The following is a 23,708-nucleotide window of genomic DNA, read 5'->3' as shown; positions in this document are numbered from 1 at the left end:
GCTCACCCTCCTCCGGGAGCCGCCGCCTCACCCAACTCCGCGGAGATCCGCGCCAGTTGGTCGAGCCGCTGCTCCAGGCTCGGATGCGTCGAGAACAGCCGCGCGACGCTCGGCTCCCGGCCCAGGGCCGGCGTGAAGTAGAAGGCGTTGAAGGCCTGCGCCGTCCGCAGGTCCCTGGTCGGGATCCGGGCGATGTCGCCGGAGACCTTGGTGAGCGCGGAGGCCAGCACCGAGGGCCGCCCCGTGAGCAGGGCGGCGGCCCGGTCGGCGGCCAGCTCCCGGTACCGGGACAGGGCCCGGATGAGCAGGAAGCTGATCGCGTACACGGCCGCCGACACCCCCATCACGGCGGCGAAGATGACAGCGGTGTTCTGATCCCGGCGCCCGCCGCCGAACACCTGCGAGTAGAAGGCGAACCGCACGATCAGCCCCGCGATCACGCCGAGGAACGAGGCCACCGTGATCACGGCGACGTCCTTGTGCGCGACATGCGACAACTCGTGCGCGAGCACACCCTCCAGCTCGTCCGGCTCCAGCCGCCGCAGCAGCCCCGTCGTCACACAGACCACGGCGTGATCGGGATTGCGTCCGGTGGCGAACGCGTTCGGCATCTCCATGTCCGACACGGCGACGACCGGCTTGGGCATGTCGGCGATGGCACACAAGCGGTCGACGACCCCGTGCAGCTCGGGAAACTCCTCCCGCTCCACGACCCGCCCGCGCATCGCGAACAGCGCGACCCGGTCGGAGAACCAGTACTGAGCCCCCAGCAGCCCCGCCGCCACGACCACGACCAGCACCCAGGACTTCAGCAGCACGATCAACGCGGCGACGAAGCCCACATACAACAACCCGAGCAGAAACAGCGTGACCCCCATACGGGCGGTCAACCGCCGATCACTTCGGAAGCGGCTCTGCATCTCGCATCACCCCGCGCACTCAGGCACTCGTCCCACTGCCCAGTGTGCACCCGGCCACGCCCATGAAAGGGTCGTGATCAGCCCCAGGACCAGCAAAGGCCCGGGGCTCGCAGTGCGGCGGGCGGCTAGTAGGACCCGCGGGAGTTGAGGTAGCCGAGCAGCAGGATCACCCCGACGACGCAGCCGAGCACGATGACCGTGGACATCCAGCCCGACCGGCGATGCCGCCGTGCCACATGATCGGGGTCGGCCCGGAACGGCACCGGGCCGGGCGGGTTGTGCTTCCAGCGCGCGGCGAGCATACGGGCCCGGGCCGAGGGCTCCTTGTGCTCGGCGTTGTCCGCCCACTTCAGGTCGAACTCGCGCTCCTGGTCGTCGTGTTCGTGCTCCGGCATTCCGTTCACCCCCGTGTCGTCCCATCGGCAGAATAGAACATACGCCCGCGCCCCGCCGACGGTCGGGCGGGAGTGCCGACGCTCTCCCGGAGCAGGGGGTCCGGACGGAGGCCGAGGGGCCGACTCAGTGGCGGAACCGGTTGCGGTATTCGGTCGGGGTGACGCCCAGCTGCCTGCGGAAGGCGCGGACGAGGGTGTCGGTGGTGCCGAAGCCGCAGGTGGTGGCGATGCGGTCCAGGGTGGCGTCGGTGGTCTCCAGCTGGTGGCGGGCGACCTCCACCCGGGCCGACTCGATGTAGACGGCGGGAGTGGTGCCGAGTTCGCTCTTGAAGACGCGGGTGAGCTGCCGCTCGCCCATGCGGGCGTGGCGGGCGAGGTCGGTGACGGTGAGCGGGCCGGCCAGGTGCTCGGCGATGTAGTGGCGCAGTTCGCCGATGCGGGGGGCGGTGGACAGCGGTCGGAGGGGGACGGAGAACTGGCTCTGGCCGCTGGGCCGCTTGAGGTACATGACCAGCTGGCGGGCCACGCGCAGGGCGATGGTCTCGCCGAAGTCGGCGGCCACCAGGGCCAGGGAGAGATCGAGGCAGGAGCTGATGCCGGCGCCGGTCCAGATGTCGCCGTCCTGGATGAAGATCGGGTCGGCGTCGACGGTGACTTCGGGGTGGTCGGCGGCGAGCTGGGCGGCGGTCGACCAGTGGGTGGTGGCGCGCTTGCCGTCCAGGAGCCCGGCGGCGGCCAGGACGTGGGCGCCGACGCAGACGGAGGCGACCCGGCGGGCGGTGGAGGCGAGCTGCTTGACGCGGTCGACCACGTCCGGGTCGGCCAGGGCGCGCACGCGGCCCTGGTGGTCGACCTCGACGGAGCCGGGGACCAGCAGGGTGTCGATGTCCTGCCCGGCCAGGTCGTCGAAGGTGGTGTCGGGTACGACCCTGACCCCGGCGAACGTGCGGACCGGTTCGAGGGTCTCGGCGGCGAGCCGGACGCGGTAGCCGGACTCCTGGCCGAGTTCACGGTCGAGCAGCGCGAAGACCTCGGGCGGCCCGGTGACGTCGAGCAGGTCGACGCCGTCGAACAGGACGATCACCGCCAGTCGCCGCAGCATGCGCCTCTCCCGCCTGACTCTGTGGATGTCGGAATCTGCATGTTAGTCGTCGTTGCCGACATCGCCGGACGGTACGTAGCGTCGAGAGCACGCGATCACCTCCGAAAGGAACCCACATGTCCGGCACGACCCTCCGCGAGATGTTCGGCCTGAACACCTCCGCGCCCGCCCTCGCCGACTCCGCCGTGGTGCTGGTCGACCTCCAGAACACCTACACCCGGGGTGCCCTGGAGCTTGAGGGCTGGAAGGAGGCGCTGGCCGAGGCCGAGAAGCTGCTCCGGGCCGCCCGCGAGGCCGGCGCCCCGGTCATCCACGTCCAGCACGACGGCGGCGAGGGCACGCCCTACGACGTGAACGCCGAGATCGGCCGCATCCACGCCGACGTCGCTCCGGTCGCCGGCGAGACCGTGGTGACCAAGACCGAGGCCCCCAGCGCCTTCCTGGGCACGAACCTCGGCGAGGTGCTGAGGAGGACCGGGAAGAAGAACGTCGTGGTCGCCGGCTTCATGACCCATATGTGCGTGCAGTACACCGCCGCGGACGCCTCCCTGAAGGGCTACCACACCGTGGTCGTCGCGGGCGCTTCGGCCACGCGTGACATCCGTACGGTCACCGGCGTGATCAGGGCGCGCGATGTGCACGACGTTGCGCTCGCCACGATCTCCGACCGGTACGGGGTCGTCGTGGACACGGTGGCCGACCTGGCGTGACCACCGCACGACGAAGGCCACCGGCCATGCGTTTCCGCATGGCCGGTGGCCTCGGTTCGGTCAGAGCGCAGTCCGACCGGCGTCACCGCGGGGCAGAGCGAGCTTCGGCTCACACGTCGAAGTAGAGCTCGAACTCGTGCGGGTGCGGACGCAGCTGCAGCGGCGCGATCTCGTTCGTGCGCTTGTAGTCGATCCACGTCTCGATCAGGTCCGGCGTGAACACGTCGCCCTGGAGGAGGAACTCGTGGTCGGCCTCAAGGGAGTCGAGGACGGCCGGGAGCGAGGTCGGGACCTGCGGGACACCCGCGTGCTCCTCGGGAGCGAGCTCGTACAGGTCCTTGTCGATCGGCTCGGCCGGCTCGATCTTGTTCTTGATGCCGTCCAGGCCCGCGAGCAGCAGGGCCGAGAAGGCCAGGTACGGGTTGCCGGAGGAGTCGGGCGCGCGGAACTCGACGCGCTTGGCCTTCGGGTTCGAACCCGTGATCGGGATACGCATGGCCGCGGAGCGGTTGCGCTGCGAGTACACCAGGTTGACCGGCGCCTCGAAGCCCGGCACCAGACGGTGGTACGAGTTCACCGTGGGGTTGGTGAAGGCCAGCAGCGACGGGGCGTGCTTGAGGATGCCGCCGATGTAGTAGCGGGCGGTGTCCGACAGGCCCGCGTAACCGGCCTCGTCGTAGAAGAGCGGGGAGCCGCCCGACCACAGCGACTGGTGCACGTGCATGCCCGAGCCGTTGTCACCGAAGATCGGCTTCGGCATGAAGGTCGCCGTCTTGCCGTTGCGCCAGGCGACGTTCTTCACGATGTACTTGAACAGCTGAAGGTCGTCGGCGGCGGCGAGCAGCGTGTTGAACTTGTAGTTGATCTCGGCCTGGCCGGCGGTGCCCACCTCGTGGTGCTGACGCTCGACCTGCAGACCGGCCCGCCCCAGCTCCAGGGAGATCTCGGCACGCAGGTCGGCGAAGTGGTCGACCGGCGGGGTCGGGAAGTAACCGCCCTTGTAGCGGACCTTGTAACCGCGGTTGTCCTCCAGCGCACCGGTGTTCCAGGCGCCCGCCTCGGAGTCGATGTGGTAGAAGGACTCGTTCTCGGACGTCTTGAAGCGCACGCTGTCGAAGACGTAGAACTCGGCCTCCGGACCGAAGTACGCGGTGTCCGCGATACCGGTGGAGGCGAGGTAGGCCTCGGCCTTCTTGGCCACGTTGCGCGGGTCACGGGAGTACTGCTCGCCCGTGATCGGGTCGTGGATGAAGAAGTTGATGTTGAGGGTCTTGTCACGGCGGAACGGGTCGACCCGGGCGGTCGACAGGTCCGCGCGCAGCGCCATGTCGGACTCGTGAATGGCCTGGAAACCACGGATCGACGATCCGTCGAAGGCGAGCTCCTCGTCCGGGTCGAACGCCTCGACGGGCACCGTGAAGTGCTGCATGACGCCCGGCAGGTCGCAGAAGCGGACGTCGACGAACTTGACGTCCTCGTCCGCGATGAACTTCTTGGCCTCGTCGGCGTTCTGGAACATCCAGCTCCTCCTACTCCCGACCGTCCGTGCCGGGGTGGTAGTTCGTTCGTGCGGCCAGTGCGGTGGCACACGCTGACCTCGACCCTAGGGACGGGTGGTTTCTCGGGCGTGACCCATTTGTTTCGCACACGTTAACCGGACATCCCGTACCTCACCCCACCTGTCCACATCGCAAAACGGGCACAGTACGGTGGGCTCGTGGACAAGAGGCAAGCAATCGGATCCTGGCTCTCGGGCCCCCGCGCGGCCGCCGAGGAAGCCGGTGTCGACTTCGGATACCGGGGCCGGCAGCTCGGCCTGCCGGAGGAGGGGCCGGGGTCGATCGCCCGCCCGGGGCGGAGGCTCGGCGCACTCGCCGTCGACTGGGGTGTCTGCCTCTTGATCGCATACGGTCTCATCACCGACGGCTACGGCCAGGCGACCAGCAACTGGGCCCTGCTCCTCTTCTTCGTGATGAGCGTCCTGACCGTCGGCACGGTCGGCTTCACCCCGGGCAAGCGCCTCTTCGGCCTCCGCGTGGTGGCCCTGGAGACCGGCACGGTCAACCCGCTGCGCGCCCTGCTGCGCACGGCCCTGCTGTGCCTCGCCGTCCCGGCCCTGATCTGGGACCGCGACGGCCGCGGCCTGCACGACCGGCTTGCCCGCACCGTGGAAGTGCGCATCTAGCGGTCGTACGACGGCAGCCGGCGGTCGCACGACGACCTCTGACGGTCGTACGACGAAGGGGGCGCCCGGAGTGAACCGGGCGCCCCCCTTCTCGTACGAGGAGAGTCAGCGGGCCTTCGGCCCGCCCTTCGGCAGCTTCATGCCCTTGGGCATCGGGCCCTTCGGCAGCGGCATGTTGCTCATCAGGTCACCCATGGCCCGCAGCCGGTCGTTGGTGGCGGTCACCTGGGGACCGGTCAGCACGCGCGGCAGCTTCAGCATGGTGGTCCGCAGCTTCTTCAGCTCGACCTGGCCCTCGCCGACGCCGACGATCAGATCGTGCACCGGCACGTCCGCGACGATGCGGTTCATCTTCTTCTTCTCGGCCGCCAGCAGGCTCTTCACCCGGTTCGGGTTGCCCTCGGCGACCAGCACGATGCCGGCCTTGCCGACGGCCCGGTGGACCACGTCCTGGCTGCGGTTCATCGCCACCGCCGGTGTCGTCGTCCAGCCCCGGCCGATGTTGTCCAGCACGGCCGCTGCGGCGCCCGGCTGGCCCTCCATCTGCCCGAAGGCGGCCCGCTCGGCCCGGCGCCCGAACACGATCGCCGTCGCGAGGAAGGCGAGCAGGAGGCCCAGGATGCCGAGATAGATGGGGTGACCGATCAAGAAACCGATCGCGAGGAAGACACCGAAGGTGACGATTCCTACTGCCGCGAGTACAAGACCGATCTTCTTGTCGGCCCTGCGGGTCATCTTGTAGGTCAGGGCGATCTGCTTCAGTCGCCCGGGATTCGCAGCGTCTGCTGCCGTGTCCTTCCTCGCCATGCCACGAAGTCTACGTGGCCCCGGAAGCGCCGACGACGGCAGTGTCCGGGCGCGACCCCGACGGGAAGGGACGGGGACGCGTCAGGGACGGGGTGCCAGGGCCTGTTCGAGGACGCGCTGCGCCTCGACGCGGTCCTTGGCGCGGCGGCGGTCCTCCAGGACGGAGGTCCAGGCGTTGCGGCGGGCGGTGCGCTGGCCGCCGCTCATGAGCAGGGACTCGACGGCACGGAGTGCATCGGTGAACGACGGGATGGCGGTGGCGCGAACCGGCGCGGCCTGCATGATGGAGGTCCCCCCTCGGGATGGCGGCTCTGGTGAGCGGTGCACAGGGTGTACAACCAGCGTCACTGATTGGTGTTACCAGGGCGTGACCGACCGGTCAAACACCAATGAAGCCTTGATTCGTGGCGCCAAAACCTTGACGCGGCCCTGATGGCATCCCCACCTGCGGGGACGCCCCAGAGCCGCGTCGATCGGCCGCTACTGATCAGTAAGCGCTTGTGCTCGGATTCACACGAGGCAATGGCACTCCGTGCCAGCGGAGGGCCAGTGGAGGGTGTGGCCGTACGGCCGTCAGACGGCCTGCGAGGCGACGTAGCTCCCACGCTTCTCGACGGCCATCCGGTACAGCCGCCCGGCGCGGTACGAGGACCGCACCAGCGGGCCGGACATCACACCGGAGAAGCCGATCTGCTCGGCCTCCTCCTTCAGCTCCACGAACTCCTGCGGCTTGACCCAGCGCTCCACGGGGTGGTGCCGCACGGAGGGCCGCAGGTACTGCGTGATGGTGACCAGCTCGCACCCGGCGTCGTGCAGCTGCCTGAGCGCCTCGCTGACCTCCTCGCGGGTCTCGCCCATGCCGAGGATGAGGTTCGACTTGGTGACCAGGCCGTAGTCGCGGGCCTCGGTGATGACCTTCAGGGAGCGCTCGTAGCGGAAGCCCGGGCGGATGCGCTTGAAGATCCGGGGCACCGTCTCGACGTTGTGCGCGAAGACCTCGGGGCGGGAGGCGAAGACCTCCTGGAGCAGCTCCGGCACGGCGTTGAAGTCGGGGGCGAGCAGCTCGACCTTGGTGCGGCCGGCCTCGCGGGAGGCGGTCTGCTCGTGGATCTGGCGGACCGTCTCGGCGTACAGCCAGGCACCGCCGTCGGGGAGGTCGTCGCGGGCGACGCCGGTGATGGTGGCGTAGTTCAGGTCCATGGTGACCACGGACTCGCCGACGCGGCGCGGCTCGTCCCGGTCGAGCGCCTCGGGCTTGCCGGTGTCGATCTGGCAGAAGTCGCAGCGCCGGGTGCACTGGTCGCCGCCGATGAGGAAGGTCGCCTCACGGTCCTCCCAGCACTCGTAGATGTTGGGGCAGCCGGCTTCCTGGCAGACGGTGTGCAGGCCCTCGCTCTTCACGAGGTTCTGCATCTTCGTGTACTCGGGGCCCATTTTCGCCCGGGTCTTGATCCACTCGGGCTTGCGCTCGATGGGGGTCTGGCTGTTGCGGACCTCCAGGCGCAGCATCTTGCGTCCGTCGGGTGAGACTGCGGACACGTCGGCTCCCTGTAGCTTCGATTCTTCGGCGCACCCCAGGGTACGCCCGTGTTTGATGGGCCCATCCGGTGAGGCCAACCTGTGGGCCCCGGGGTCCATTCCCTGCCTCAGGCGGAGGCCTTCTCGACCTCCCGCGGCTTCAGGTCCGCGTTCTCCAGTACGTCCTTCAGGTGCCGCTCGACCACTGGCAGGACCTCGTCGATGGTCACGTCCCGGCCGAGTTCCCCCGCCAGCGAGGCGACCCCCGCGTCACGGATCCCGCAGGGGATGATCCGGTCGAACCATTTGTTGTCCGGGTTCACATTCAGCGCGAAGCCGTGCATCGTGACCCCCTTCGCGACCCGGATCCCGATCGCCGCGATCTTGCGGTCCTCGCGCCGCTGGCCGGCGTTGGAGGGCGCGTACTCGGGGCCGTTCAGGCGCGGGTCGAACTCCTCGTCCTGCAGCCGGGGGTCGAAGTCCAGGGACAGACCGCCGAGCGCCGGGCGCTGCTCCACCGGGTCGCCCAGGACCCACACGCCGCTGCGCCCCTCGACCCGGGTGGTCTCCAGACCGAACTCGGCGCAGGTGCGGATCAGGGCCTCCTCCAGGCGGCGCACGTGGGCGACGACGTCCACGGGGCGCGGCAGCTTCTGGATCGGGTAGCCGACCAGCTGGCCCGGGCCGTGCCAGGTGATCTTGCCGCCGCGGTCCACGTCGATGACCGGCGTGCCGTCCAGGGGGCGTTCGTTGTCCGCCGTGCGCCGGCCCGCCGTATAGACCGGAGGGTGTTCGAGCAGCAGGACCGTGTCGGGGATCTCGTCCGCGAACCGCGCCGCGTGCACCCGGCGCTGCTCGTCCCACGCCTGCTGGTACTCGACGGCGTCCGCGCCGAAGCCCATGCGGACGAACCGCAACTCACTCACGGCAAGCCTCCTTGGAAGCCCTGGAAGGTCGTAAGGCACAAAGCGTGCCCACGCCACTGTACGACCGGCTCGTTCGGGTGATGCCGCGCGGCCCCGCGTCAGCTCGGTAGGGCAATCCTCACACGATCGGATGAATGGGTGGGGAAATGTGCGATCGGCTGCTTACTCTCCGCTACATTCGCGCCGTTCGAGAGGCCAAAAGGGCTGCTCACCGGCAATCCGGGCACCGCAGCGGCCAAGTGGCCCAGCGAGGCCCGAAAGGCAGGAGACCGCACCGCAGATGACGGAACGACCCGCGCAGCGCACTCCCAACCGCCAGCTCGCCGCGCTCATCGCAGAAGCGGGATTCTCCAACGCGGGTCTCGCCCGCCGGGTGGACCAGCTCGGCCTCGAACACGGGCTTGATCTCAGATACGACAAGACATCGGTCACCCGCTGGCTGCGCGGGCAGCAGCCGCGCGGCACGACCCCCGCCCTCATCGCCGAGGTCTTCACCCGCCGCCTCGGCCGTCGGCTCACCGCCCAGGACCTCGGCCTCGACGCCTGCGCGCCCGTGTACGCGGGGCTGGAGTTCGCCGCGACCCCCGAGGAGGCCGTGGACATCGTCAGCGGCCTGTGGCGCAAGGACTCCGGCAGTCACGCCGAGCTCCGCAAGATCGCCTTCACCCCGGCCGGCCTCGTCGTGCCCAGCCGGGACTGGCTGATCGGCCGCGCCGACGAGAAGGTCGCCCGCGGCGAGCCCCTCGCCCGCGTCCCCAGCCAGGGCCGTCCCGCCGCCCCCAAGTTCTCGGTTGCGCCCGAACAGGGCGGACCGTCCGCCCGCCAGCGCGGCCAGGCCGAACGCGGTCCCGGACAGCGGGTCACCGGCGGTGACATCGCCGCGCTGCGCTCGGTCGGCGAGCTGTTCCGCTCCCTGGACGACATGTACGGCGGCGGCCACGCCCGGCAGGCCCTCGTGCGCTACCTGGAGCACGAGTGCGAGCCGATGCTGCGGGGCACCTACGGCGAGCAGACCGGCCGCCGGCTGTTCGCCGCGGCCGCCGACCTCACCAGGCTCGCGGGCTGGACGTCGTACGACATCGCCGCGCACGGTCTCGCGCAGCGCTACTTCGTCCAGGCGCTGCGCCTCGCCCAGGCCGCCGGGGACCGGGCCTACGGCTCCTACGTCCTGGTCACCATGAGCCGCCAGGCCGTCTACCTGGGCCACGGCCGCGAGGCCGTCCAGCTGGCGCGCGTGGCCCAGCAGGGGGTGGGCACCAGCGCCCCGCCGGTCGTGCAGGCCCTGCTGCACGCGTGCGAGGCGCGCGGACACGGCGTACTGGGCGAGGTGCGCGCCTGTACGGCCTCCCTCGTGCGGGCCGAACGCGCCCTGGAGGCCGCCCGCCCCGGCGACGACGTCCCGTACTGGGCGCGCTTCTTCGACGAGGCACAGCTCGCCGACGAGTTCGGCCACTGCCACCGCGACCTGCAGCAGTTCCGCGCGGCGGCCCAGCACGCCGAACGCTCCCTGCAACTGCGCGCCCCCGCCTACGCCCGCAGCCGCCTCTTCTGCCGCGTCGTCCTCGCCTCCGCGCGTCTGGGCCTGGGCGAGCTCGACCAGGCCTGCTCGCTCGGCGCGGAGGCCGCCGGGCAGGCCGCGGAGATGCGGTCGGTGCGGGCGATCGAGTACGTCAGGGACTTCGAGCGGAGGCTGGAGCCGTATCGGGACGCGGCGCCGGTGCGGGGGTATCGCGACAAGGTCGCTGCGTTGGGGTAAGGGGTAAGGGTGCTTCAGGCCGCCGCCCGCAACGGCTCCGCCCGGTGCAGGGACCCGGCCGCCCCGAGGTCCGTCAGGATCGCCGAGGCGGCCCGGTGGGCCGAGTGCAGGGCGCCCTGCACCGTGCTGGTGTCCCGGTGGTCGCCGCACACGTACAGGCCCGCCAGCAGCCGCACCGGGCGGCGCAGGTCGTGCGGTGGGCGCATCGCGGGCACGGCCTCGGGGGTGTGGTGCACGGCGAGGGTCTCCCAGCGTGCCGTGGACGTGCCGTAGAGGCGGGACAGGTGCCTGCGTACGGCCGTGTCGATGTCGGGCGGCGGTGTGCCGAGGACCGTCGACGAGACGAGCGCCCGGCCCGCCGGCGCGCGGCTCGGGTCGACCTGGCTGATCACCGCCGTATGGGCGACCGGGCCGCCCCGGTCGGCGTCGAGCAGCAGCGAGGCGCCGGTCGCCGGCGGCTCGTCCGTCGTGTGGTGGACGACCGTGACCGGATGGAAGTCCGGTACACGCAGGCCCGGCAGCAACTCGGCGGCGGTCCTGGCGTCCGTCGCGAGCAGGACGGCCCGGCAGCGTATCTCGCCGTGCTCCGCGGTGGTCACCGACGTCGTGGCGATCGACGTGACCCGCACGCCGGTGTGCACGGTGCCCGGCGGCAGGGCGCGCGCCAGCAGCTCGGGCAGTGCCTCGGCGCCGCCCTCGGGCACGCACAACCGCCCGCCGGCGAAGGAGCGCAGCGCGAGATCCGCGCACCGGCTGGACGTCGTCAGCTCCGGATCGCACAGCAGCGCGGCGAGCAGCGGCCGCAGGAAACCGTCGATGGTGCGCGCCGGAACGCCCCGCGCCGCGAGGGCCTGCGCGGCCGACGACTCGGGGCGGGCCAGCAGCCGTTCGACCGGCGCGCCGGCGAGGCGGGCGAGCGCGGCGCCGAGCCGGGCCTGGTCGACGGCGGTACCGAGCGGGGCGCCCGTACGCGCCCTGGGCACGGACGACTGCCCCGGAACACCCCGCACGGACGCCGCCCGAGGGGCGCTTGCCAGGGCGCGCACCGCGTGCAGTGCGCCCCTCGCGCGCCGTGCGCTCGGGGTCGCCAACGCGCCCGCGCGCTGCCGGCGCCCGTCGCTGTGCAGCAGTACGCCCGGCGCGAAGGCGCGCAGCGCCATCGTGTCGAGGCCGGGAGTCAGCCGTAGTTCGGGATACGACGTCGAAAGGAGCTGTCCGATCCGGTCGAGCCGGAACCCGTCGATCTTCTCGGTCGACATTCGGCCGCCCGCGTAAGGGGCGGCCTCCAGGACCGCGGTCGTTACTCCTGCGCTGGTCAGCCGATGCGCCGCGGAGAGACCGGCGACCCCGGCTCCCACGATGACGACGTCCGCCTGGTACGCGGGCTCAAGCACGTGCCCCTCCTCGAGGTTGCGCGGCCGGTGGAGACGTCATGCCCCCAACAGGCTCCGGGAATACCCGAGTTCGGGACGAGGTTAGGGCCGAGATCGGTCAAGAACAGTCGCGCATCGACAGAGCACGGTCGCACGGTGGTCGCATACGGACGCTGGCGATCGCTCGGCCGTCACTCGGTGGCCGCCCGGATCGCCGCCTCGATCTCGGGGAACGCGAATGTGAAGCCGGACTCCAGCAGGCGCCTGGGCAGCACCCGCTGACTGCCCAGCACATCGCCGGCCATCTCACCCAGCACGGCCCGCAGCACGGGCGCCGGCACCGCGAAGAGCGTCGGGCGGTGCAGCACCCGCCCCATGGCCTCGGTGATCTCACGGTTCGTCAGCGGCTGTGGCGCGGTCACATTGAACGGCCCCGACAGACCGTCGGTGTCGATCAGATGCCGGATCGCGGCCACCTCGTCGTGCAGCGAGACGAACGACCAGTACTGCCGCCCGTCCCCCATCCGTCCGCCGAGCCCGGCCTTGAACAGCGGGAACAGCCGCCCCCAGGCCCCGCCGTGCCGGGCCACCACCAGCCCCGTGCGCGGGAACACCGTCCGTACGCCCGCATCCTGCGCGGGCGCCGCGGCGCCCTCCCACTCCTTGACCAGCGACGGCAGGAAACCCTCCCCGGGCGGGGCGCTCTCGTCGACGGCCCGCTCACCGGTGTCGCCGTAGTAGCCGATCGCGCTGCCGTTCACGAAGACCCGCGGCGGAGTGTCCAGCGCGGCCATCGCCTCCGCGAGCGCCGCCGTGCCCAGCACCCGGCCGCGCCGGAGCCGCGCCTTGTACGCCTCCGTCCAGCGCCGCGAACCCACGTTCGCCCCGGCCAGATTGACCACGACGTCGCATCCGGCGAGCCCCGCGGCGTCCACGTACTTCCGCTCGGGGTCCCATTGGAGCTCGTCGGCCGCTCCGGGAGTCCGCCGCACCAGACGCAGCACCTCGTGGCCGTCCGCGACCAGGGACCGCACCAGGGCGCTGCCGATCAGGCCGGAGGAGCCGGCCACCGCGATTCTTGAATGTTCCATGAAACCATCCTGCCGGTGCGCGTATAAAACCCCGGTCGGTATCCCGCCCCCGGTCGTAGGGTGGCGCTCATGCCCGACATGATCCAGCCGCCGCACATACGCGCCGCTCTTCCGGACGACGACGAGGAACTGGCCGAGCTCGACCGTCTCACGTGGTCGTACCTGCACGCGGTAACGCCGAAGCCGCAGCCGCCGTATCCGCCCTTCTTCAGCGAGCGTCACTCGCCGGACGGCTGTCTGGTCGCCGAACTCGACCGCCGGATCGTCGGTTACGTCCGCCTGGGATTCCCCACCCCGCTCGCGTCCAACGCGCATGTGCGGCAGATCCAGGGTCTCGCCGTCTCCGACGAGGCGCGCGGTCGAGGAGTCGGCCGGGCGTTGATCCGCGCGGCCCTGGAGGAGGCCCGGCGCGGGGGTGCCCGTCGTGTCACCCTGCGCGTCCTCGCCCACAACACACCGGCCCGCAAGCTGTACGAGTCCGAGGGGTTCGTGGTGGAGGGAGTGCTGCCCGAGGAGTTCCTCCTGGGCGGGGAGTACGTGGACGACGTGTTCATGGGGCGCGGTCTCTGACCTGGCCGTCGACGACGGAGACGACGGGGGCGGCGGAGACGGCGGGGCGGCTGGGGCGACGGAGACGGAGACGGAGACGACGGAACGGTAGCGTCACGACGTGACGAGGTCCCCCGTGTCCACCGGCGCCGTCGCCTTCGCCGCGCGCTGCGCGTCGGAGGCGACCTCGGCCGCGGTCAGGACATAGCCCGTCTCGTCGTCGGAGGTGGAGCGGGCGAAGACGACGCCGAACACCTTGCCGTCCGTGGTCAGCAGCGGGCCGCCGGAGTTGCCGGGGCGGACGGTGGAGCGTATCGAGTAGATCTCGCGGGTGACGGTCTCGTCGCTGTAGATGTTCTGGCCCGTCGCCCGCACCCGGTTCGCGACCGTCGCCGCCTGGAGGTTCAGGTCGCCGTCCTCCGGATAGCCCGCCACGACCGCCGAGTCGCCGCGCGTGGCGGCGTCGTCGAACCGCAGGACGGGGGCGCGCAGATCGGGCACGTACAGCACGGCCACGTCCCGCTGCGGGTCGAAGAGCACCACCCGCGACTCGTACGACCGCCCCACGCCGCCGACCCGCACGCCCGGCTCATCGATGCCGGCCACCACATGGGCGTTGGTCATCACATGCCGCGGCGCGTACACGAAGCCGCTGCCCTCGCGGCCCTGGGTGCCCGCGACGCCCTCGATCTTGACCGTGCTGCGCTTGGCGGCGTTCGTCGCCGCCGCCGTGACGCTGTCACCGGAGGGCTTGGCGACCTCGGCGGTCGACTCGTTCTCGAACGGGTTGAAGACCTGCGGGAAGCCCGCCTCGGTGAGCGCGGAGGTGGCCCGTGAGAACCAGGCCGGTGTCGTGTCCGGCATCGCCTCCTGCACGGTCCCGAGCAGCCGGGAGTCCCGGATCGCCGTCGTGAGCAGCGGCGAGGAGGACGCGGCCAGGACGCTCGCGGCCACCCACGCCACGATCAGCACGGCCACCGAGTTGGCCACGGCCCCGCCGATCCCGTCGGCCACCCTGAGCGGCCCCCGGTCCAGCTCCCGGCGCAGCCGCAGCGCCAGCCGCCCCGCCAGCTCGTGCACCAGCACCGCCGGGAGCAGCACGGTCAGCACCGCGGTCACCGTCGCCTGCGTCGTACCCGGTGTGACCAGGTCCATCATCCATGGCAGCAGCCATACGCCGATCACCGCGCCGCCCACGAAACCGGCCAGCGAGACGCAGCCGGCCACCAGCCCGCGCCGGTAGCCGGACGCCGCGTAGGCCAGGACGACCAGCAACAGCAGGATGTCGAGCAGGTCCACGGAGCCGCCTTTCTCTCGGACCCCTTAGTACGCGTGGGAGGCGCCCGTTGATCAGCACGCGCGTGCCCGCCGCAGGGAATCGGCCACGCTGCGTGAACCGTGCGTGCACCTGGAGAAACGCCCCGGACCGGGGCGATGGTTCCTCCGGGTGGCACACCACACATCGCGGGCGCAGCGGTTCGGGCGGACAGTGGGACCATGCGTGTCTTCCGACGGGTCACCCGAAGGGTCTTCCGCAGAACACGGGGGCGCCGAAGACCACGTGCCGTACGAATACCGTGGGCCGCCCGCGTAGGAGGGGTGGCTGGGGCGGAGCGTGCGCCGGGGGCGGGCTGGGCGGTGGAGCCGGATAGGGAGCCGGGCTGGGCGGAGGGGGCTGCCGCGGGGGCGGGCGGGGGAGCGTCGGATGTGCGACGGACACCGCTGGATGCGGGGGCGGCCGGTGGCTCGCGTGTGTCGGGGGGTGGGCGGGGAGAGGCGGGCGGGCGGGAGCAGTCGGCCCTGCGGGGAGTGTCGGGCGGGCGGGAGCAGTCCGCCCTGCGAGGAGAGCTGGTCGGTGGGGGAGAGCCGCTGGTGCGGGGGCAGTCGGCCGCCCGGGAAGAGCCGGCTGTGGAGGGAGAGCCGGTCGGCGAGGGAGAGCCGACCGTGCGGGAGGGGCCGGCTGTACAAGAGAAGCCGGTTGTTCGAGTGCAGCCGTGTGTGCGAGTGCAGCCGGTCATGCCTGGTCGGCAAGTTGCGCCGAGGGCTGGTACGGCCCGGCAAGCCCTGCCGAGTGAGGGTCCTGGGACCGCGTGGCAGCCCGGCGCCGGGCGGCGGTCGAGGGCCGAGCGGCAGCCTCGTGCCGCGCGGCAGTCCTCTGCTGAGTGGCGGTCCTCTGCTGAACGGGAGTCCCGTGGCGAGCCGCAGTCCTTGCCCCAGCGACAGTCCCGAATCCGGCGGCGCCTACGAGCCGGTCGGCCGCCTCGAACCGGGCTGCAAGCTTCGGTCGGTCAGCCACCCCGAACCGGCCTGCAACCCTCGGCCGGCCTGTCACCCGGAGCCGGACTCCAACCCTCCGCCGGTCAGCCACCCCGAATCCGGCTGCAGCCCTCCGCCAGCCGGCCATCCGGCCCTCGGCGGCAGCCCTCTTCCGGCTGGTACGGCGGCCCCCAGCCGCAGCCTCGCTCCGGCCAGTACGGCGGCCCCCGGCCGCAGCCCCCTTCCGGCGAGCAGTGCCGCCCCCAGCGGCGGCCTCCCTCCGGCCAGTACCGCCGCCTCCAGCCGCAGCCTCCCTCCGGCCAGTACGGCGGCCCCCGGCCGCAGCCCCCTTCCGGCGAGCAGCGCCGCCCCCAGTGGCAGCCTCCCTCCGGCCAGTACCGCCGCCCCCGGCCGCAGCCTCCCTCCGGCCAGTACGGCGGCCCCCGGCCGCAGCCCCCTTCCGGCGAGCAGCGCCGCACCCAGCCGCACCCCCCTTCCGGCGACCAGCGTCGCCCCCAGCGGCACCCCCGTTCCGGAGAGCAGCGCCGCCCCCAGCGGCACCCCCATCCCCGCCAACACCGCCGCCCCCAGCCGCGCCCCTCTTCCGGTCGGCACCCTCGCCCCCGGCCCCACCCCCGTGCCCGGCGGCGCATACCCCCCGTTCTTCTCCTGGTCCTCGGCTGTCTCCCCGGGCTTGCCGCCGTTCTCGCGCCGGCGCTGTGTGCGCGTGGGATCGAGGCTGCCGTCGCGGAGTCCGCGCGGTCGGTCGCGGCGCGGCCGGCCGCCCCGCATCGGGCGGCCCGGCCGCCTGTCGTGCCGAGGTCGGTCTGGCTGGGTGACGACACCCGGCAGGACCGGCCGCCCCCGCGCTACGACGACCGGGTCGTCGCCGTCTTCGTCCACCACACCGACTCGCCCAACGGCTATGACTGCGCCGACGCGCCTCGCATCATCCGCTACCTGTACGCGGGCCAGACCGGCTCCCGCGACTGGGACGACATCGGCTACAACTTCCTGGTCGACCGCTGCGGCACCATCTACGAGGGCCGCGCGGGCGGTGTCGACCGCCCGGTCACCGGCGCCCACACCCAGGGCTTCAACCACCGCACCACCGGCATCGCCGCCCTCGGCACCTTCACGGCCGGCGTGCCCGTGCCGAAGGCCATGACCGACGCGATCGCCGCACTGGCCGCCTGGAAACTGGGGCTCTCCGACACCGACCCGCGCGCGAGGGTCCGACTGACCTCCAGCAACAGCCACAGCCGCTACGCCGCCGGCACCACCGCCCTGCTCCCCGCCCTCGCCGGCCACGACGACGGCTACATGACCAGCTGCCCCGGCGCGGCCCTCACCGCCCGCCTGCCCGAGATCAGACAGCTGGCGGCACGTCTGCAGGGCAGAAGCCGATAGCCGGCGCCCCGCCTCGCCACCGGGTCACCTGCGTCCGAGGTAGACCCCCAATGCCCGCTGGAGCACCTTGCCCTGGGCGCCCACCGGCAGCTCCCACTCCCCGAGGTACTCCACGGCCCGGCCGCCGGTCCCCGTCTTGAAGCGGAGCCGTCCGAGCAGGCGGTCCTCGGTGAGGGCGGGGGTGATGGAGCGCAGGTCGTACGTCTTCGCGCCCGCGGCCCGCGCGTCACCCAGCATGCGCCACAACAGCGCGCTGCTGGGCCGCAGTCGGCGCCCCCGGCGGCCGGACGCGGCGTACGAGTGCCAGACCCGGGAGCCGACGTTGATCATGAGGGCCGCGGAGAGCACCTCGCCGTCGTACTCGGCGAGATAGAGGCGGAGCCGGTCGTCGTCCTCGGCGTTCAGGGCCTTCCACATGCGCCGGAAGTAGTCCGGCGGGCGGGCCTTGAAGCCGTCGTGAGCGGCGGTCGCGGTGTACAGGCGGTGAAAGTCGGGCAGGTCGGAGGCCGAGCCCCAGGAGACCCGCACGCCCGCCGACTCGGCCGTGCGCAAGGACTGCTCCCAGTGCGGTGCGAGGGCGCCGCGCAGATCGTCCATCGAGCGCCCCGCCAACGGGATCTCACAGCCGTAGCGCGGCTGGCCGAGGCCGAAACCGCTCCCCTCGCCCTCCTCGCACGGCCGCCACCCGAGCCGCCGCAGCCGCTCCGCGGCGTCCAGCGCGTATCCGTCGATGCCGGCCGCGGGCAGGTCGCGCAGATGCCGTACGTCGGGATCGGCGATCCCCGCCGCGACCGTGTCCGCGTCCCAGTGCCGTACGACCAGCGGCGGCCCGATCCGCACCGAGAACGCCCCGATCCGCCTGACATGGGCGACGAGCGGGTCCAGCCACCGCTCCAGGCGCGGCGTACGCCAGTCGATCGCGGGCCCGTCCGGGAGGTAGGCGAGGTAGCGCCGCGTCCCGGGCAGCGGCCGGTACAGGACGAGCGCCGTCGCGACCATCGTCTCGCCCTCGAACCAGCCGACGCTCTCCGGCAGCCAGTCGGGCTTCACATCGCCCCACTCGGGGATCTGGAGATGGCTCGCGTCGGGATGCCGCCGCAGATGGGCGAGATGTTCCGCGCGCGGTATCTCACGCACGAACAGGCTGGTCATGGGCAGGGTGCTCCTGGTCGGGGCGGCCACCCTAAGCCGGGGATCACCGCACCGGTCAAGAGTCCACGGCCTCACAGGTTTCTCCCAGCCGGCTCAAGGCTCATCCCGAGACAGCCTTCCTATCGTTCTCGCGTCGTCCCGCACACGCACCGACCGAAGGTGGGGATCATGAGCAGCAGCAACAGGCGCAACGGCGGCAAGCGGGTCTGGACGGTCGTCTGCGCGGTCGCGACCGTCGTCCTGGGGCCGGCCGCCGTCACGGCGTCCGCGCTCGACCAGGCCAACCAGGCGCCGATGGACCACGCGGTGAAGGCCGACCAGCCGCAGGCGTACATCCCGGCGGAGCCGGGCCGCAGGCGTGCCGTGGCCTGAGGCTCAGCCCTTGAACCGCTCCCAGAGCCTGGGGAACCGTTCCGCCAGGGCCCTTTCGTTCTCGAAGTCGACCGGGGTGCCGTCCGGTTCCGGGGGCGCGGGCGCGATGCCGAGGTCGGGGGCGACCGTGCCGGTGAGCTGTTCGTACGCCTCGTCCGCCGCGTACCCGAGCTCCTCGCCGTCGCCGTCGAACTCCTCGTCGAAGTCGTCCAGCAGGTCGGCGAGCGAGTCGGGTTCGTGCACCCCGCCCTCGTACACCTCACGGCCCTGGCCGATCAGCCAGCACCGGAAGAAGTCGAACGCGTCGTCGCTCGCCCCGTCCAGCAGAACCCAGGCGGCGCCCCACAGGTCCCAGGTGTACGCGCGGTTGTAGCGGGCCTCGAAGTGACGGGCGAAGTCCAGGACCATCTCCGGGTCCAGCGCAAGGAGCCGCTCCACCAGCAGGTCGGCCTGCTCCTCGGGGTCGCCCTCGGCGGCCTCCCGGGTCGCGTCGATCAGCTCCCAGAACTCCGTCTCGTCCATCACCGCTCCAGCATCGGCCCTGGAGGGGTGGGACGCACGTGGAGTGCGGCGGATTGTTATGGGGTCACGGCCCCCGGGCGCCGTCAGGCGGCGCCCTTCATGACGTACGACTGCCCGCTTCATGACGTACGACTGAGGGCGCACGGCGGATGGCGTACCGCTGACGGCGTTCGGCGCATGCCGTGGGCTCATGAGCGGTAGAGCGCGGCCAGCCGTGTCGCGTCGCTCGCGAAACGGGCTCTCAGCGCCTTTGGCGCCAGCACCTCGGCCTCCGGGCCGAGCGCCGCGAGCTGGGCGTGGGCGACCTCCTCGGACTCCACCGGGAGGGTCACCGTCACCCATTCGTCCCCGTCGGGCGCACCGGCCGACTCCAGCGCCTCCCGCGCGGACTGCGGATCGACGGTGTACGGCAACCGGCGCGCCCCGTCCGGGGACACCCGCACCACGACCTCGGCGCGCAGAATGGACCGCGCGAACTGCTCGGCCCGCTCGTCCCAGAAGCCCGGCAGATCGAACTCCTCGTCCCGTTCGAACCGCTCGTCACCGGCCTCCACGGCGGTGAACCGGTCAATTCGGTACACCCGGTACGACCCGTGCCCCGCCACGCGGGCGCACAGGTACCAGACCCCCGCCTTCAGCACGAGCCCGTACGGCTCCAGCTCCCGCTCGACCTCGTCCTGCCCGCGCCGGTACCGGGCGACGATCCGCCGGTCGTCCCACACCGCGTCCGCGACGGCCGGCAGCAGCCCGGGTGTTCCGGGTTCCCTGAACCAGTTCGGGGCGTCCAGATGGAACCGCTGAGCGGCCGTACGGGAGGCGTCGCGGAGGGAGGGCAGCAGGGCGGCGGACACCTTCAGCCGGGCGGCGGAGGCGGCGTCCTCCAGCCCCATCTCGCGCAGCGCCCCCGGAACGCCGCTGAGGAACAACGCCTCGGCCTCACTACGGGCGAGGCCCGTCAGCCGGGTCCGGTATCCCCCGATCAGCCGATACCCTCCGGCCCGTCCCCGGTCCGCGTACACGGGCACCCCCGCCTCGGAGAGCGCCTGCGCGTCCCGGGTGACCGTCCGCTCGGACACCTCCAGCTCCCGCGCCAACTCGGCAGCGGTCATGGAGGGCCGGGACTGGAGAAGCAGCACCATCTTGATGAGCCGGGCAGCACGCATACGGTCATGATGCCGGGCCCACCGACGACGAAGGGGTACGGCGGCCGCCGTACCCCTTCACCGGACGTCAGCCCTTACAGGCCGTACTTCTCCCGCGCCTCCTTCACCGCCGTCGCCTGGACCTCGCCCCGCTTCGCGAGCTGGGCCAGGGCCGCGACGACGATCGACTGGGCGTCGACGCCGAAGTGGCGGCGGGCGGCCTCGCGGGTGTCGGACAGGCCGAAGCCGTCCGCGCCCAGCGAGGAGTAGTCCTGCTCGACCCACTGCGCGATCTGGTCGGGGACCTGGCGCATGTAGTCCGACACCGCCAGCACCGGGCCCTCGGCCCCCTGGAGCGCCTGACGAACGTACGGCACCCGCTCCTCGCCGCGCAGCAGGGCCGCGTCCGCCTCCAGGGCGTCCCGGCGCAGCTCCGTCCAGGACGTCGCCGACCAGACGTCGGCGGCGACACCCCACTCCTGCGCGAGCAGCTTCTGCGCCTTCAGCACCCAGTGGATCGCCGTACCGGAGCCGAGCAGCTGGATCCGCGGGGCGTTGGCCACCGGCGAAAGACCGGCCGACTCCGCCGTGTTGAAGCGGTACAGGCCCTTGACGATGCCCTCGTCGATGCCGAGGCCCTGCGGCTTGGCGGGCTGGGGCAGCGGCTCGTTGTAGACGGTGAGGTAGTAGAAGACGTTCGGGTCCTCACCCGGCGCCGCCTCGCCGTACATACGGCGCAGACCGTCCTTGACGATCGTCGCGACCTCGTACGCGAACGCCGGGTCGTACGTCAGCGCGGCGGGGTTCGTCGCCGCGATCACCGGCGAGTGACCGTCCGCGTGCTGCAGGCCCTCGCCCGTCAGCGTCGTACGACCGGCCGTCGCGCCGATGAGGAAGCCGCGGCCGAGCTGGTCGCCGAGCTGCCACATCTGGTCGGCCGTGCGCTGCCAGCCGAACATCGAGTAGAAGATGTAGAACGGGATCATCGCTTCGCCGTGCGTGGAGTACGCGGTCGACGCGGCGATGAAGTCGGCCATCGAACCGGCCTCGGTGATCCCCTCGTTGAGGATCTGGCCGTTCTTGGCCTCCTTGTAGTACATCAGCTGGTCGCGGTCGACCGGCTCGTACGTCTGGCCCTTGGGGGAGTAGATCCCGAGGGAGGGGAACAGCGACTCCATGCCGAAGGTGCGCGCCTCGTCCGGGACGATCGGCACCCAGCGCTTGCCCGTCTCCTTGTCGCGGACCAGGTCCTTGATGAGGCGGACGAAGGCCATGGTGGTGGCCACGTTCTGGGAGCCGGAGCCCTTGTCGAAGGAGGCGAAGGCCTTCTCGGCTGGGGCGGGCAGCGGCGCCACCGGGTGGACGCGGCGGGCCGGGGCGGGGCCGCCGAGGGCGGCGCGGCGCTCCTGGAGGTAGCGGACCTCGGGGGAGTCGGCGCCCGGGTGGCCGTAGGGGACGACCCCGTCGACGAAGTCGCCGTCCTTGATCGGCAGGTCGAGCAGGTCGCGCATCGCCTTGAACTCGTCCACCGTCAGCTTCTTCATCTGGTGGTTGGCGTTCTTCGACGCGAAGCCCTCACCGAGCGTGAAGCCCTTGACGGTCTGGGCGAGGATCACGGTCGGCGCGCCCTTGTGCTCCAGGGCCGCCTTGTACGCCGCGTACACCTTGCGCGCCTCGTGACCGCCGCGCGAGAGGTGGAAGCACTCAAGGATCTTGTCGTCGCTGAGCAGCTTCGCCATCTCGACCAGCGCCGGGTCCTTGCCGAAGAAGTCCTGGCGGATGTAGGCGGCGTCCCGGGTCTGGTACGTCTGCACCTGCGCGTCAGGTACCTCGCGCAGGCGGCGTACCAGCGCGCCGGTGGTGTCGAGGGCGAACAGCTCGTCCCAGGCGGTGCCCCACAGCGTCTTGACGACGTTCCAGCCGGCGCCGCGGAACTGGGCCTCCAGCTCCTGCACGATCTTGAAGTTGGCGCGCACCGGGCCGTCGAGGCGCTGCAGGTTGCAGTTGATGACGAAGGTCAGGTTGTCCAGGCCCTCGCGGGAGGCCAGGGCGAGGGCCGCCGTGGACTCGGGCTCGTCCATCTCGCCGTCGCCGAGGAAGGCCCAGACGTGGGAGGCGGAGACGTCCTTGATGCCGCGGTTGGTGAGGTAGCGGTTGAAGCGGGCCTGGTAGATGGCCGACAGCGGGCCGAGGCCCATCGACACCGTCGGGAACTCCCACAGCCAGGGCAGGCGGCGCGGGTGCGGATACGACGGGAGACCGTTGCCGCCGGCTTCCTGGCGGAAGTTGTCCAGGTGCTGCTCGTTCAGGCGGCCGTCGAGGAAGGCGCGGGCGTAGATGCCGGGGGAGGCGTGGCCCTGGATGTAGAGCTGGTCGCCGGAGCCGTCGGCTTCCTTGCCCTTGAAGAAGTGGTTGAAGCCGGTCTCGTAGAGCCAGGCCGCGGAGGCGAAGGTGGCGATGTGGCCGCCGACGCCGTGTTTCGAGCCGCGGGTCACCATCGCGGCCGCGTTCCAGCGGTTCCACGCGGTGATCCGGCGCTCCATCTCCTCGTCACCGGGCACGCTCGGCTCGGCGGAGGTGGGGATGGTGTTGACGTAGTCGGTCTCGAGGAGCTTGGGCAGCGCGATGCCGGTGCCCTCCGCGCGCTCCAGCGTGCGGCGCATCAGGTACGCGGCACGGTGCGGGCCGGCAGCCTTGGCGACCGCGTCCAGCGAGGCCTGCCATTCGGCGGTCTCCTCGGGGTCGCGGTCCGGGAGCTGGTCGAGCTCGCTCGGCTGGATGGCGTTGGGGTCGGTCATGTCGCCGCCTTCCTCAGTCGAAGGGGGTTCCCTCATCGGTAAGGGTTCGGGGGTGCCCTTGGTCTTTGGCAGGACAGGGCTGGGCTTGGGTGCTGTAACACCTTGCGGCTGTGCCGCGTGGGCCCGTCGGCGACTGTAACTCCCTGATCGATGATCGATCAAAGGTCTGACGGCTAAAAACCCTCGGTATCGAGAAATTGGCATCCGGTGCCGGGCAATCCGGCACGCGGTGCCGCGTTTTCCCTGCTCACCTGAGGTCCGCCCGGCTAGCTTGGGCGGCCGGACGGACGGTCGGTGCGTTCAGGATGCGCGCTTCGTGCGTTCAGGACGCGCGCTCGGTGCGTTCCTGCTCGGTGCGTCCCCGCTCCATGCGCTCATGGTCCTCGCGATGCCGTGCGGCCTGCTCGCGGCTGATCACCTCGGTGGCGGCGCCCACGGCCACGGCGACCGGCCAGGCGATGGCTCCGGCGACGCTCATGCCGCCGAGGACGCCGTAGAGGGCCAGTCGGCGGGGCGGCGGGAGCAGGGCCGTGGCCGTGGACGTGACCTTGCGGGCGTTGGTGGTGAACATGTCGCCCGGTGTCACATAGGGGATGGGAACGCGGGGGTGCGCGGTGTGGAGGTGCACCACCTTGCCGCCGGTCCGCTTCTCCTCGGTCTGCTCGGTCTGCGGTGGGGCGGGCTGCTGTGCTTGCTGCTTGTGTGACTTGGCGGAACTCATCGC

At 71.6% G+C, this 23,708-nt stretch carries 23 protein-coding genes; 6 read left to right on the top strand and 17 right to left on the bottom strand.

Translation table 11 applies throughout. The annotated features are described in order from the left end of the window. Positions 1 to 2 precede the first annotated feature (2 nt). The 3 genes from htpX to AQI70_RS02555 form a co-directional block, all read right to left on the bottom strand. Entirely contained in the window at positions 3 to 920 is a 918-nt protein-coding gene (gene htpX / locus AQI70_RS02565; RefSeq protein WP_062143445.1) for a zinc metalloprotease HtpX, read from the bottom strand. A gap of 125 nt (positions 921 to 1,045) precedes the next feature. Further along, positions 1,046 to 1,315: an SCO2583/SCO2584 N-terminal domain-containing protein gene (locus tag AQI70_RS02560; RefSeq protein WP_004001804.1), complete on the bottom strand. Its 270-nt coding sequence runs from the start codon at positions 1,313 to 1,315 to the stop codon at positions 1,046 to 1,048. A gap of 124 nt (positions 1,316 to 1,439) precedes the next feature. Further along, positions 1,440 to 2,417, bottom strand: coding sequence for a GlxA family transcriptional regulator (locus AQI70_RS02555; protein ID WP_062143442.1), 978 nt, complete (start codon positions 2,415 to 2,417; stop codon positions 1,440 to 1,442). A 116-nt stretch (positions 2,418 to 2,533) separates the two neighbouring features. On the opposite strand from AQI70_RS02555, the gene AQI70_RS02550 reads away from it, so the two are divergent. Beyond that, on the top strand, positions 2,534 to 3,127 hold the full coding sequence (locus tag AQI70_RS02550) for a cysteine hydrolase family protein (protein ID WP_062143439.1): 594 nt from the start codon (positions 2,534 to 2,536) through the stop codon (positions 3,125 to 3,127). A gap of 109 nt (positions 3,128 to 3,236) precedes the next feature. Here the strand turns inward: AQI70_RS02550 and glnA are convergent, their stop codons facing one another. Beyond that, positions 3,237 to 4,646, bottom strand: coding sequence for a type I glutamate--ammonia ligase (gene glnA / locus AQI70_RS02545; RefSeq protein ID WP_062143436.1), 1,410 nt, complete (start codon positions 4,644 to 4,646; stop codon positions 3,237 to 3,239). A 198-nt stretch (positions 4,647 to 4,844) separates the two neighbouring features. Between glnA and AQI70_RS02540 the strand changes: the two genes are divergently transcribed. Then, positions 4,845 to 5,312, top strand: coding sequence for an RDD family protein (locus tag AQI70_RS02540; protein WP_062143433.1), 468 nt, complete (start codon positions 4,845 to 4,847; stop codon positions 5,310 to 5,312). A 105-nt stretch (positions 5,313 to 5,417) separates the two neighbouring features. Here the strand turns inward: AQI70_RS02540 and AQI70_RS02535 are convergent, their stop codons facing one another. The 4 genes from AQI70_RS02535 to lipB form a co-directional block, all read right to left on the bottom strand. Further along, complete coding sequence (locus AQI70_RS02535) at positions 5,418 to 6,119, bottom strand: DUF4191 domain-containing protein (RefSeq protein WP_004001810.1); 702 nt, start codon at positions 6,117 to 6,119, stop codon at positions 5,418 to 5,420. An 81-nt stretch (positions 6,120 to 6,200) separates the two neighbouring features. After that, positions 6,201 to 6,401 carry an SCO2195 family GlnR-regulated protein gene (locus tag AQI70_RS02530; protein ID WP_062143430.1) on the bottom strand — a complete coding sequence of 67 codons (201 nt, stop codon included), beginning with the start codon at positions 6,399 to 6,401 and terminating at the stop codon, positions 6,201 to 6,203. A gap of 291 nt (positions 6,402 to 6,692) precedes the next feature. Then, positions 6,693 to 7,658, bottom strand: a complete 966-nt coding sequence (gene lipA / locus AQI70_RS02525; protein ID WP_062143427.1) for a lipoyl synthase — start codon at positions 7,656 to 7,658, stop codon at positions 6,693 to 6,695. A 107-nt stretch (positions 7,659 to 7,765) separates the two neighbouring features. Beyond that, the gene (gene lipB, locus AQI70_RS02520) at positions 7,766 to 8,563 is read right to left on the bottom strand and encodes a lipoyl(octanoyl) transferase LipB (protein ID WP_062143422.1); all 798 of its coding nucleotides are present in this window, start codon (positions 8,561 to 8,563) and stop codon (positions 7,766 to 7,768) included. A gap of 280 nt (positions 8,564 to 8,843) precedes the next feature. Between lipB and AQI70_RS02515 the strand changes: the two genes are divergently transcribed. Further along, positions 8,844 to 10,319 (top strand): NsdA family TPR-like regulatory protein, encoded by a 1,476-nt coding sequence (locus AQI70_RS02515; RefSeq protein WP_062143415.1) that lies wholly within the window; start codon positions 8,844 to 8,846, stop codon positions 10,317 to 10,319. A gap of 14 nt (positions 10,320 to 10,333) precedes the next feature. On the opposite strand, the gene AQI70_RS02510 is transcribed toward AQI70_RS02515, so the two are convergent. After that, the gene (locus tag AQI70_RS02510) at positions 10,334 to 11,713 is read right to left on the bottom strand and encodes an NAD(P)/FAD-dependent oxidoreductase (RefSeq protein ID WP_062143411.1); all 1,380 of its coding nucleotides are present in this window, start codon (positions 11,711 to 11,713) and stop codon (positions 10,334 to 10,336) included. 170 nt (positions 11,714 to 11,883) lie between these two features. Continuing rightward, entirely contained in the window at positions 11,884 to 12,783 is a 900-nt protein-coding gene (locus AQI70_RS02505) for a TIGR01777 family oxidoreductase (RefSeq protein ID WP_062143408.1), read from the bottom strand. A gap of 69 nt (positions 12,784 to 12,852) precedes the next feature. Between AQI70_RS02505 and AQI70_RS02500 the strand changes: the two genes are divergently transcribed. Next, a complete protein-coding gene (locus AQI70_RS02500; protein WP_062143405.1) occupies positions 12,853 to 13,353 on the top strand; it encodes a GNAT family N-acetyltransferase in 501 nt (166 codons plus the stop codon). A 93-nt stretch (positions 13,354 to 13,446) separates the two neighbouring features. On the opposite strand, the gene AQI70_RS02495 is transcribed toward AQI70_RS02500, so the two are convergent. Together AQI70_RS02495 and AQI70_RS39475 are read right to left on the bottom strand one after the other, a co-directional pair. Continuing rightward, on the bottom strand, positions 13,447 to 14,631 hold the full coding sequence (locus AQI70_RS02495; protein WP_062143402.1) for a MarP family serine protease: 1,185 nt from the start codon (positions 14,629 to 14,631) through the stop codon (positions 13,447 to 13,449). 1,029 nt (positions 14,632 to 15,660) lie between these two features. Beyond that, positions 15,661 to 16,203, bottom strand: a complete 543-nt coding sequence (locus AQI70_RS39475) for a hypothetical protein (RefSeq protein ID WP_167358873.1) — start codon at positions 16,201 to 16,203, stop codon at positions 15,661 to 15,663. A gap of 36 nt (positions 16,204 to 16,239) precedes the next feature. Between AQI70_RS39475 and AQI70_RS02490 the strand changes: the two genes are divergently transcribed. After that, positions 16,240 to 16,998 carry a peptidoglycan recognition protein family protein gene (locus tag AQI70_RS02490; RefSeq protein ID WP_062144975.1) on the top strand — a complete coding sequence of 253 codons (759 nt, stop codon included), beginning with the start codon at positions 16,240 to 16,242 and terminating at the stop codon, positions 16,996 to 16,998. A gap of 24 nt (positions 16,999 to 17,022) precedes the next feature. Here AQI70_RS02490 and AQI70_RS02485 read toward each other — a convergent pair whose 3' ends face one another. Continuing rightward, positions 17,023 to 18,150 (bottom strand): lipid II:glycine glycyltransferase FemX, encoded by a 1,128-nt coding sequence (locus tag AQI70_RS02485; RefSeq protein ID WP_062143399.1) that lies wholly within the window; start codon positions 18,148 to 18,150, stop codon positions 17,023 to 17,025. 168 nt (positions 18,151 to 18,318) lie between these two features. Between AQI70_RS02485 and AQI70_RS02480 the strand changes: the two genes are divergently transcribed. Continuing rightward, positions 18,319 to 18,522, top strand: a complete 204-nt coding sequence (locus AQI70_RS02480) for a hypothetical protein (RefSeq protein WP_062143395.1) — start codon at positions 18,319 to 18,321, stop codon at positions 18,520 to 18,522. 3 nt (positions 18,523 to 18,525) lie between these two features. On the opposite strand, the gene AQI70_RS02475 is transcribed toward AQI70_RS02480, so the two are convergent. The 4 genes from AQI70_RS02475 to AQI70_RS02460 form a co-directional block, all read right to left on the bottom strand. After that, positions 18,526 to 19,044 (bottom strand): DUF4240 domain-containing protein, encoded by a 519-nt coding sequence (locus AQI70_RS02475; protein ID WP_037889506.1) that lies wholly within the window; start codon positions 19,042 to 19,044, stop codon positions 18,526 to 18,528. Between the two features lie 188 nt (positions 19,045 to 19,232). Next, positions 19,233 to 20,207 carry a helix-turn-helix transcriptional regulator gene (locus tag AQI70_RS02470; RefSeq protein WP_062143391.1) on the bottom strand — a complete coding sequence of 325 codons (975 nt, stop codon included), beginning with the start codon at positions 20,205 to 20,207 and terminating at the stop codon, positions 19,233 to 19,235. Positions 20,208 to 20,281: 74 nt separating this feature from the next. Next, entirely contained in the window at positions 20,282 to 22,984 is a 2,703-nt protein-coding gene (gene aceE / locus AQI70_RS02465) for a pyruvate dehydrogenase (acetyl-transferring), homodimeric type (protein WP_062143388.1), read from the bottom strand. A 322-nt stretch (positions 22,985 to 23,306) separates the two neighbouring features. Then, on the bottom strand, positions 23,307 to 23,705 hold the full coding sequence (locus AQI70_RS02460; protein WP_159042601.1) for a hypothetical protein: 399 nt from the start codon (positions 23,703 to 23,705) through the stop codon (positions 23,307 to 23,309). Positions 23,706 to 23,708 lie beyond the last annotated feature (3 nt).

Source organism: Streptomyces curacoi (genome assembly GCF_001513975.1).
GTDB classification, from domain to species: domain Bacteria; phylum Actinomycetota; class Actinomycetes; order Streptomycetales; family Streptomycetaceae; genus Streptomyces; species Streptomyces curacoi.
This window is presented reverse-complemented; position numbering and strand designations above follow the sequence as displayed.

What these genes read in the sequence shown, in the direction of transcription:
- AQI70_RS02530 (WP_062143430.1), bottom strand. Translation starts at nt 6,401, where the DNA reads ATGCAGGCCGCGCCGGTTCGCGCCACCGCCATCCCGTCGTTCACCGAT.
- AQI70_RS02535 (WP_004001810.1), bottom strand. Translation starts at nt 6,119, where the DNA reads ATGGCGAGGAAGGACACGGCAGCAGACGCTGCGAATCCCGGGCGACTG.
- AQI70_RS02505 (WP_062143408.1), bottom strand. Translation starts at nt 12,783, where the DNA reads ATGGAACATTCAAGAATCGCGGTGGCCGGCTCCTCCGGCCTGATCGGC.
- aceE (WP_062143388.1), bottom strand. Translation starts at nt 22,984, where the DNA reads ATGACCGACCCCAACGCCATCCAGCCGAGCGAGCTCGACCAGCTCCCG.
- AQI70_RS02475 (WP_037889506.1), bottom strand. Translation starts at nt 19,044, where the DNA reads ATGGACGAGACGGAGTTCTGGGAGCTGATCGACGCGACCCGGGAGGCC.
- AQI70_RS02500 (WP_062143405.1), top strand. Translation starts at nt 12,853, where the DNA reads ATGCCCGACATGATCCAGCCGCCGCACATACGCGCCGCTCTTCCGGAC.
- AQI70_RS02560 (WP_004001804.1), bottom strand. Translation starts at nt 1,315, where the DNA reads ATGCCGGAGCACGAACACGACGACCAGGAGCGCGAGTTCGACCTGAAG.
- glnA (WP_062143436.1), bottom strand. Translation starts at nt 4,646, where the DNA reads ATGTTCCAGAACGCCGACGAGGCCAAGAAGTTCATCGCGGACGAGGAC.
- AQI70_RS02470 (WP_062143391.1), bottom strand. Translation starts at nt 20,207, where the DNA reads ATGCGTGCTGCCCGGCTCATCAAGATGGTGCTGCTTCTCCAGTCCCGG.
- AQI70_RS02550 (WP_062143439.1), top strand. Translation starts at nt 2,534, where the DNA reads ATGTCCGGCACGACCCTCCGCGAGATGTTCGGCCTGAACACCTCCGCG.
- AQI70_RS02555 (WP_062143442.1), bottom strand. Translation starts at nt 2,417, where the DNA reads ATGCTGCGGCGACTGGCGGTGATCGTCCTGTTCGACGGCGTCGACCTG.
- AQI70_RS02480 (WP_062143395.1), top strand. Translation starts at nt 18,319, where the DNA reads ATGAGCAGCAGCAACAGGCGCAACGGCGGCAAGCGGGTCTGGACGGTC.
- htpX (WP_062143445.1), bottom strand. Translation starts at nt 920, where the DNA reads ATGCAGAGCCGCTTCCGAAGTGATCGGCGGTTGACCGCCCGTATGGGG.
- AQI70_RS02460 (WP_159042601.1), bottom strand. Translation starts at nt 23,705, where the DNA reads ATGAGTTCCGCCAAGTCACACAAGCAGCAAGCACAGCAGCCCGCCCCA.
- AQI70_RS02485 (WP_062143399.1), bottom strand. Translation starts at nt 18,150, where the DNA reads ATGACCAGCCTGTTCGTGCGTGAGATACCGCGCGCGGAACATCTCGCC.
- AQI70_RS02515 (WP_062143415.1), top strand. Translation starts at nt 8,844, where the DNA reads ATGACGGAACGACCCGCGCAGCGCACTCCCAACCGCCAGCTCGCCGCG.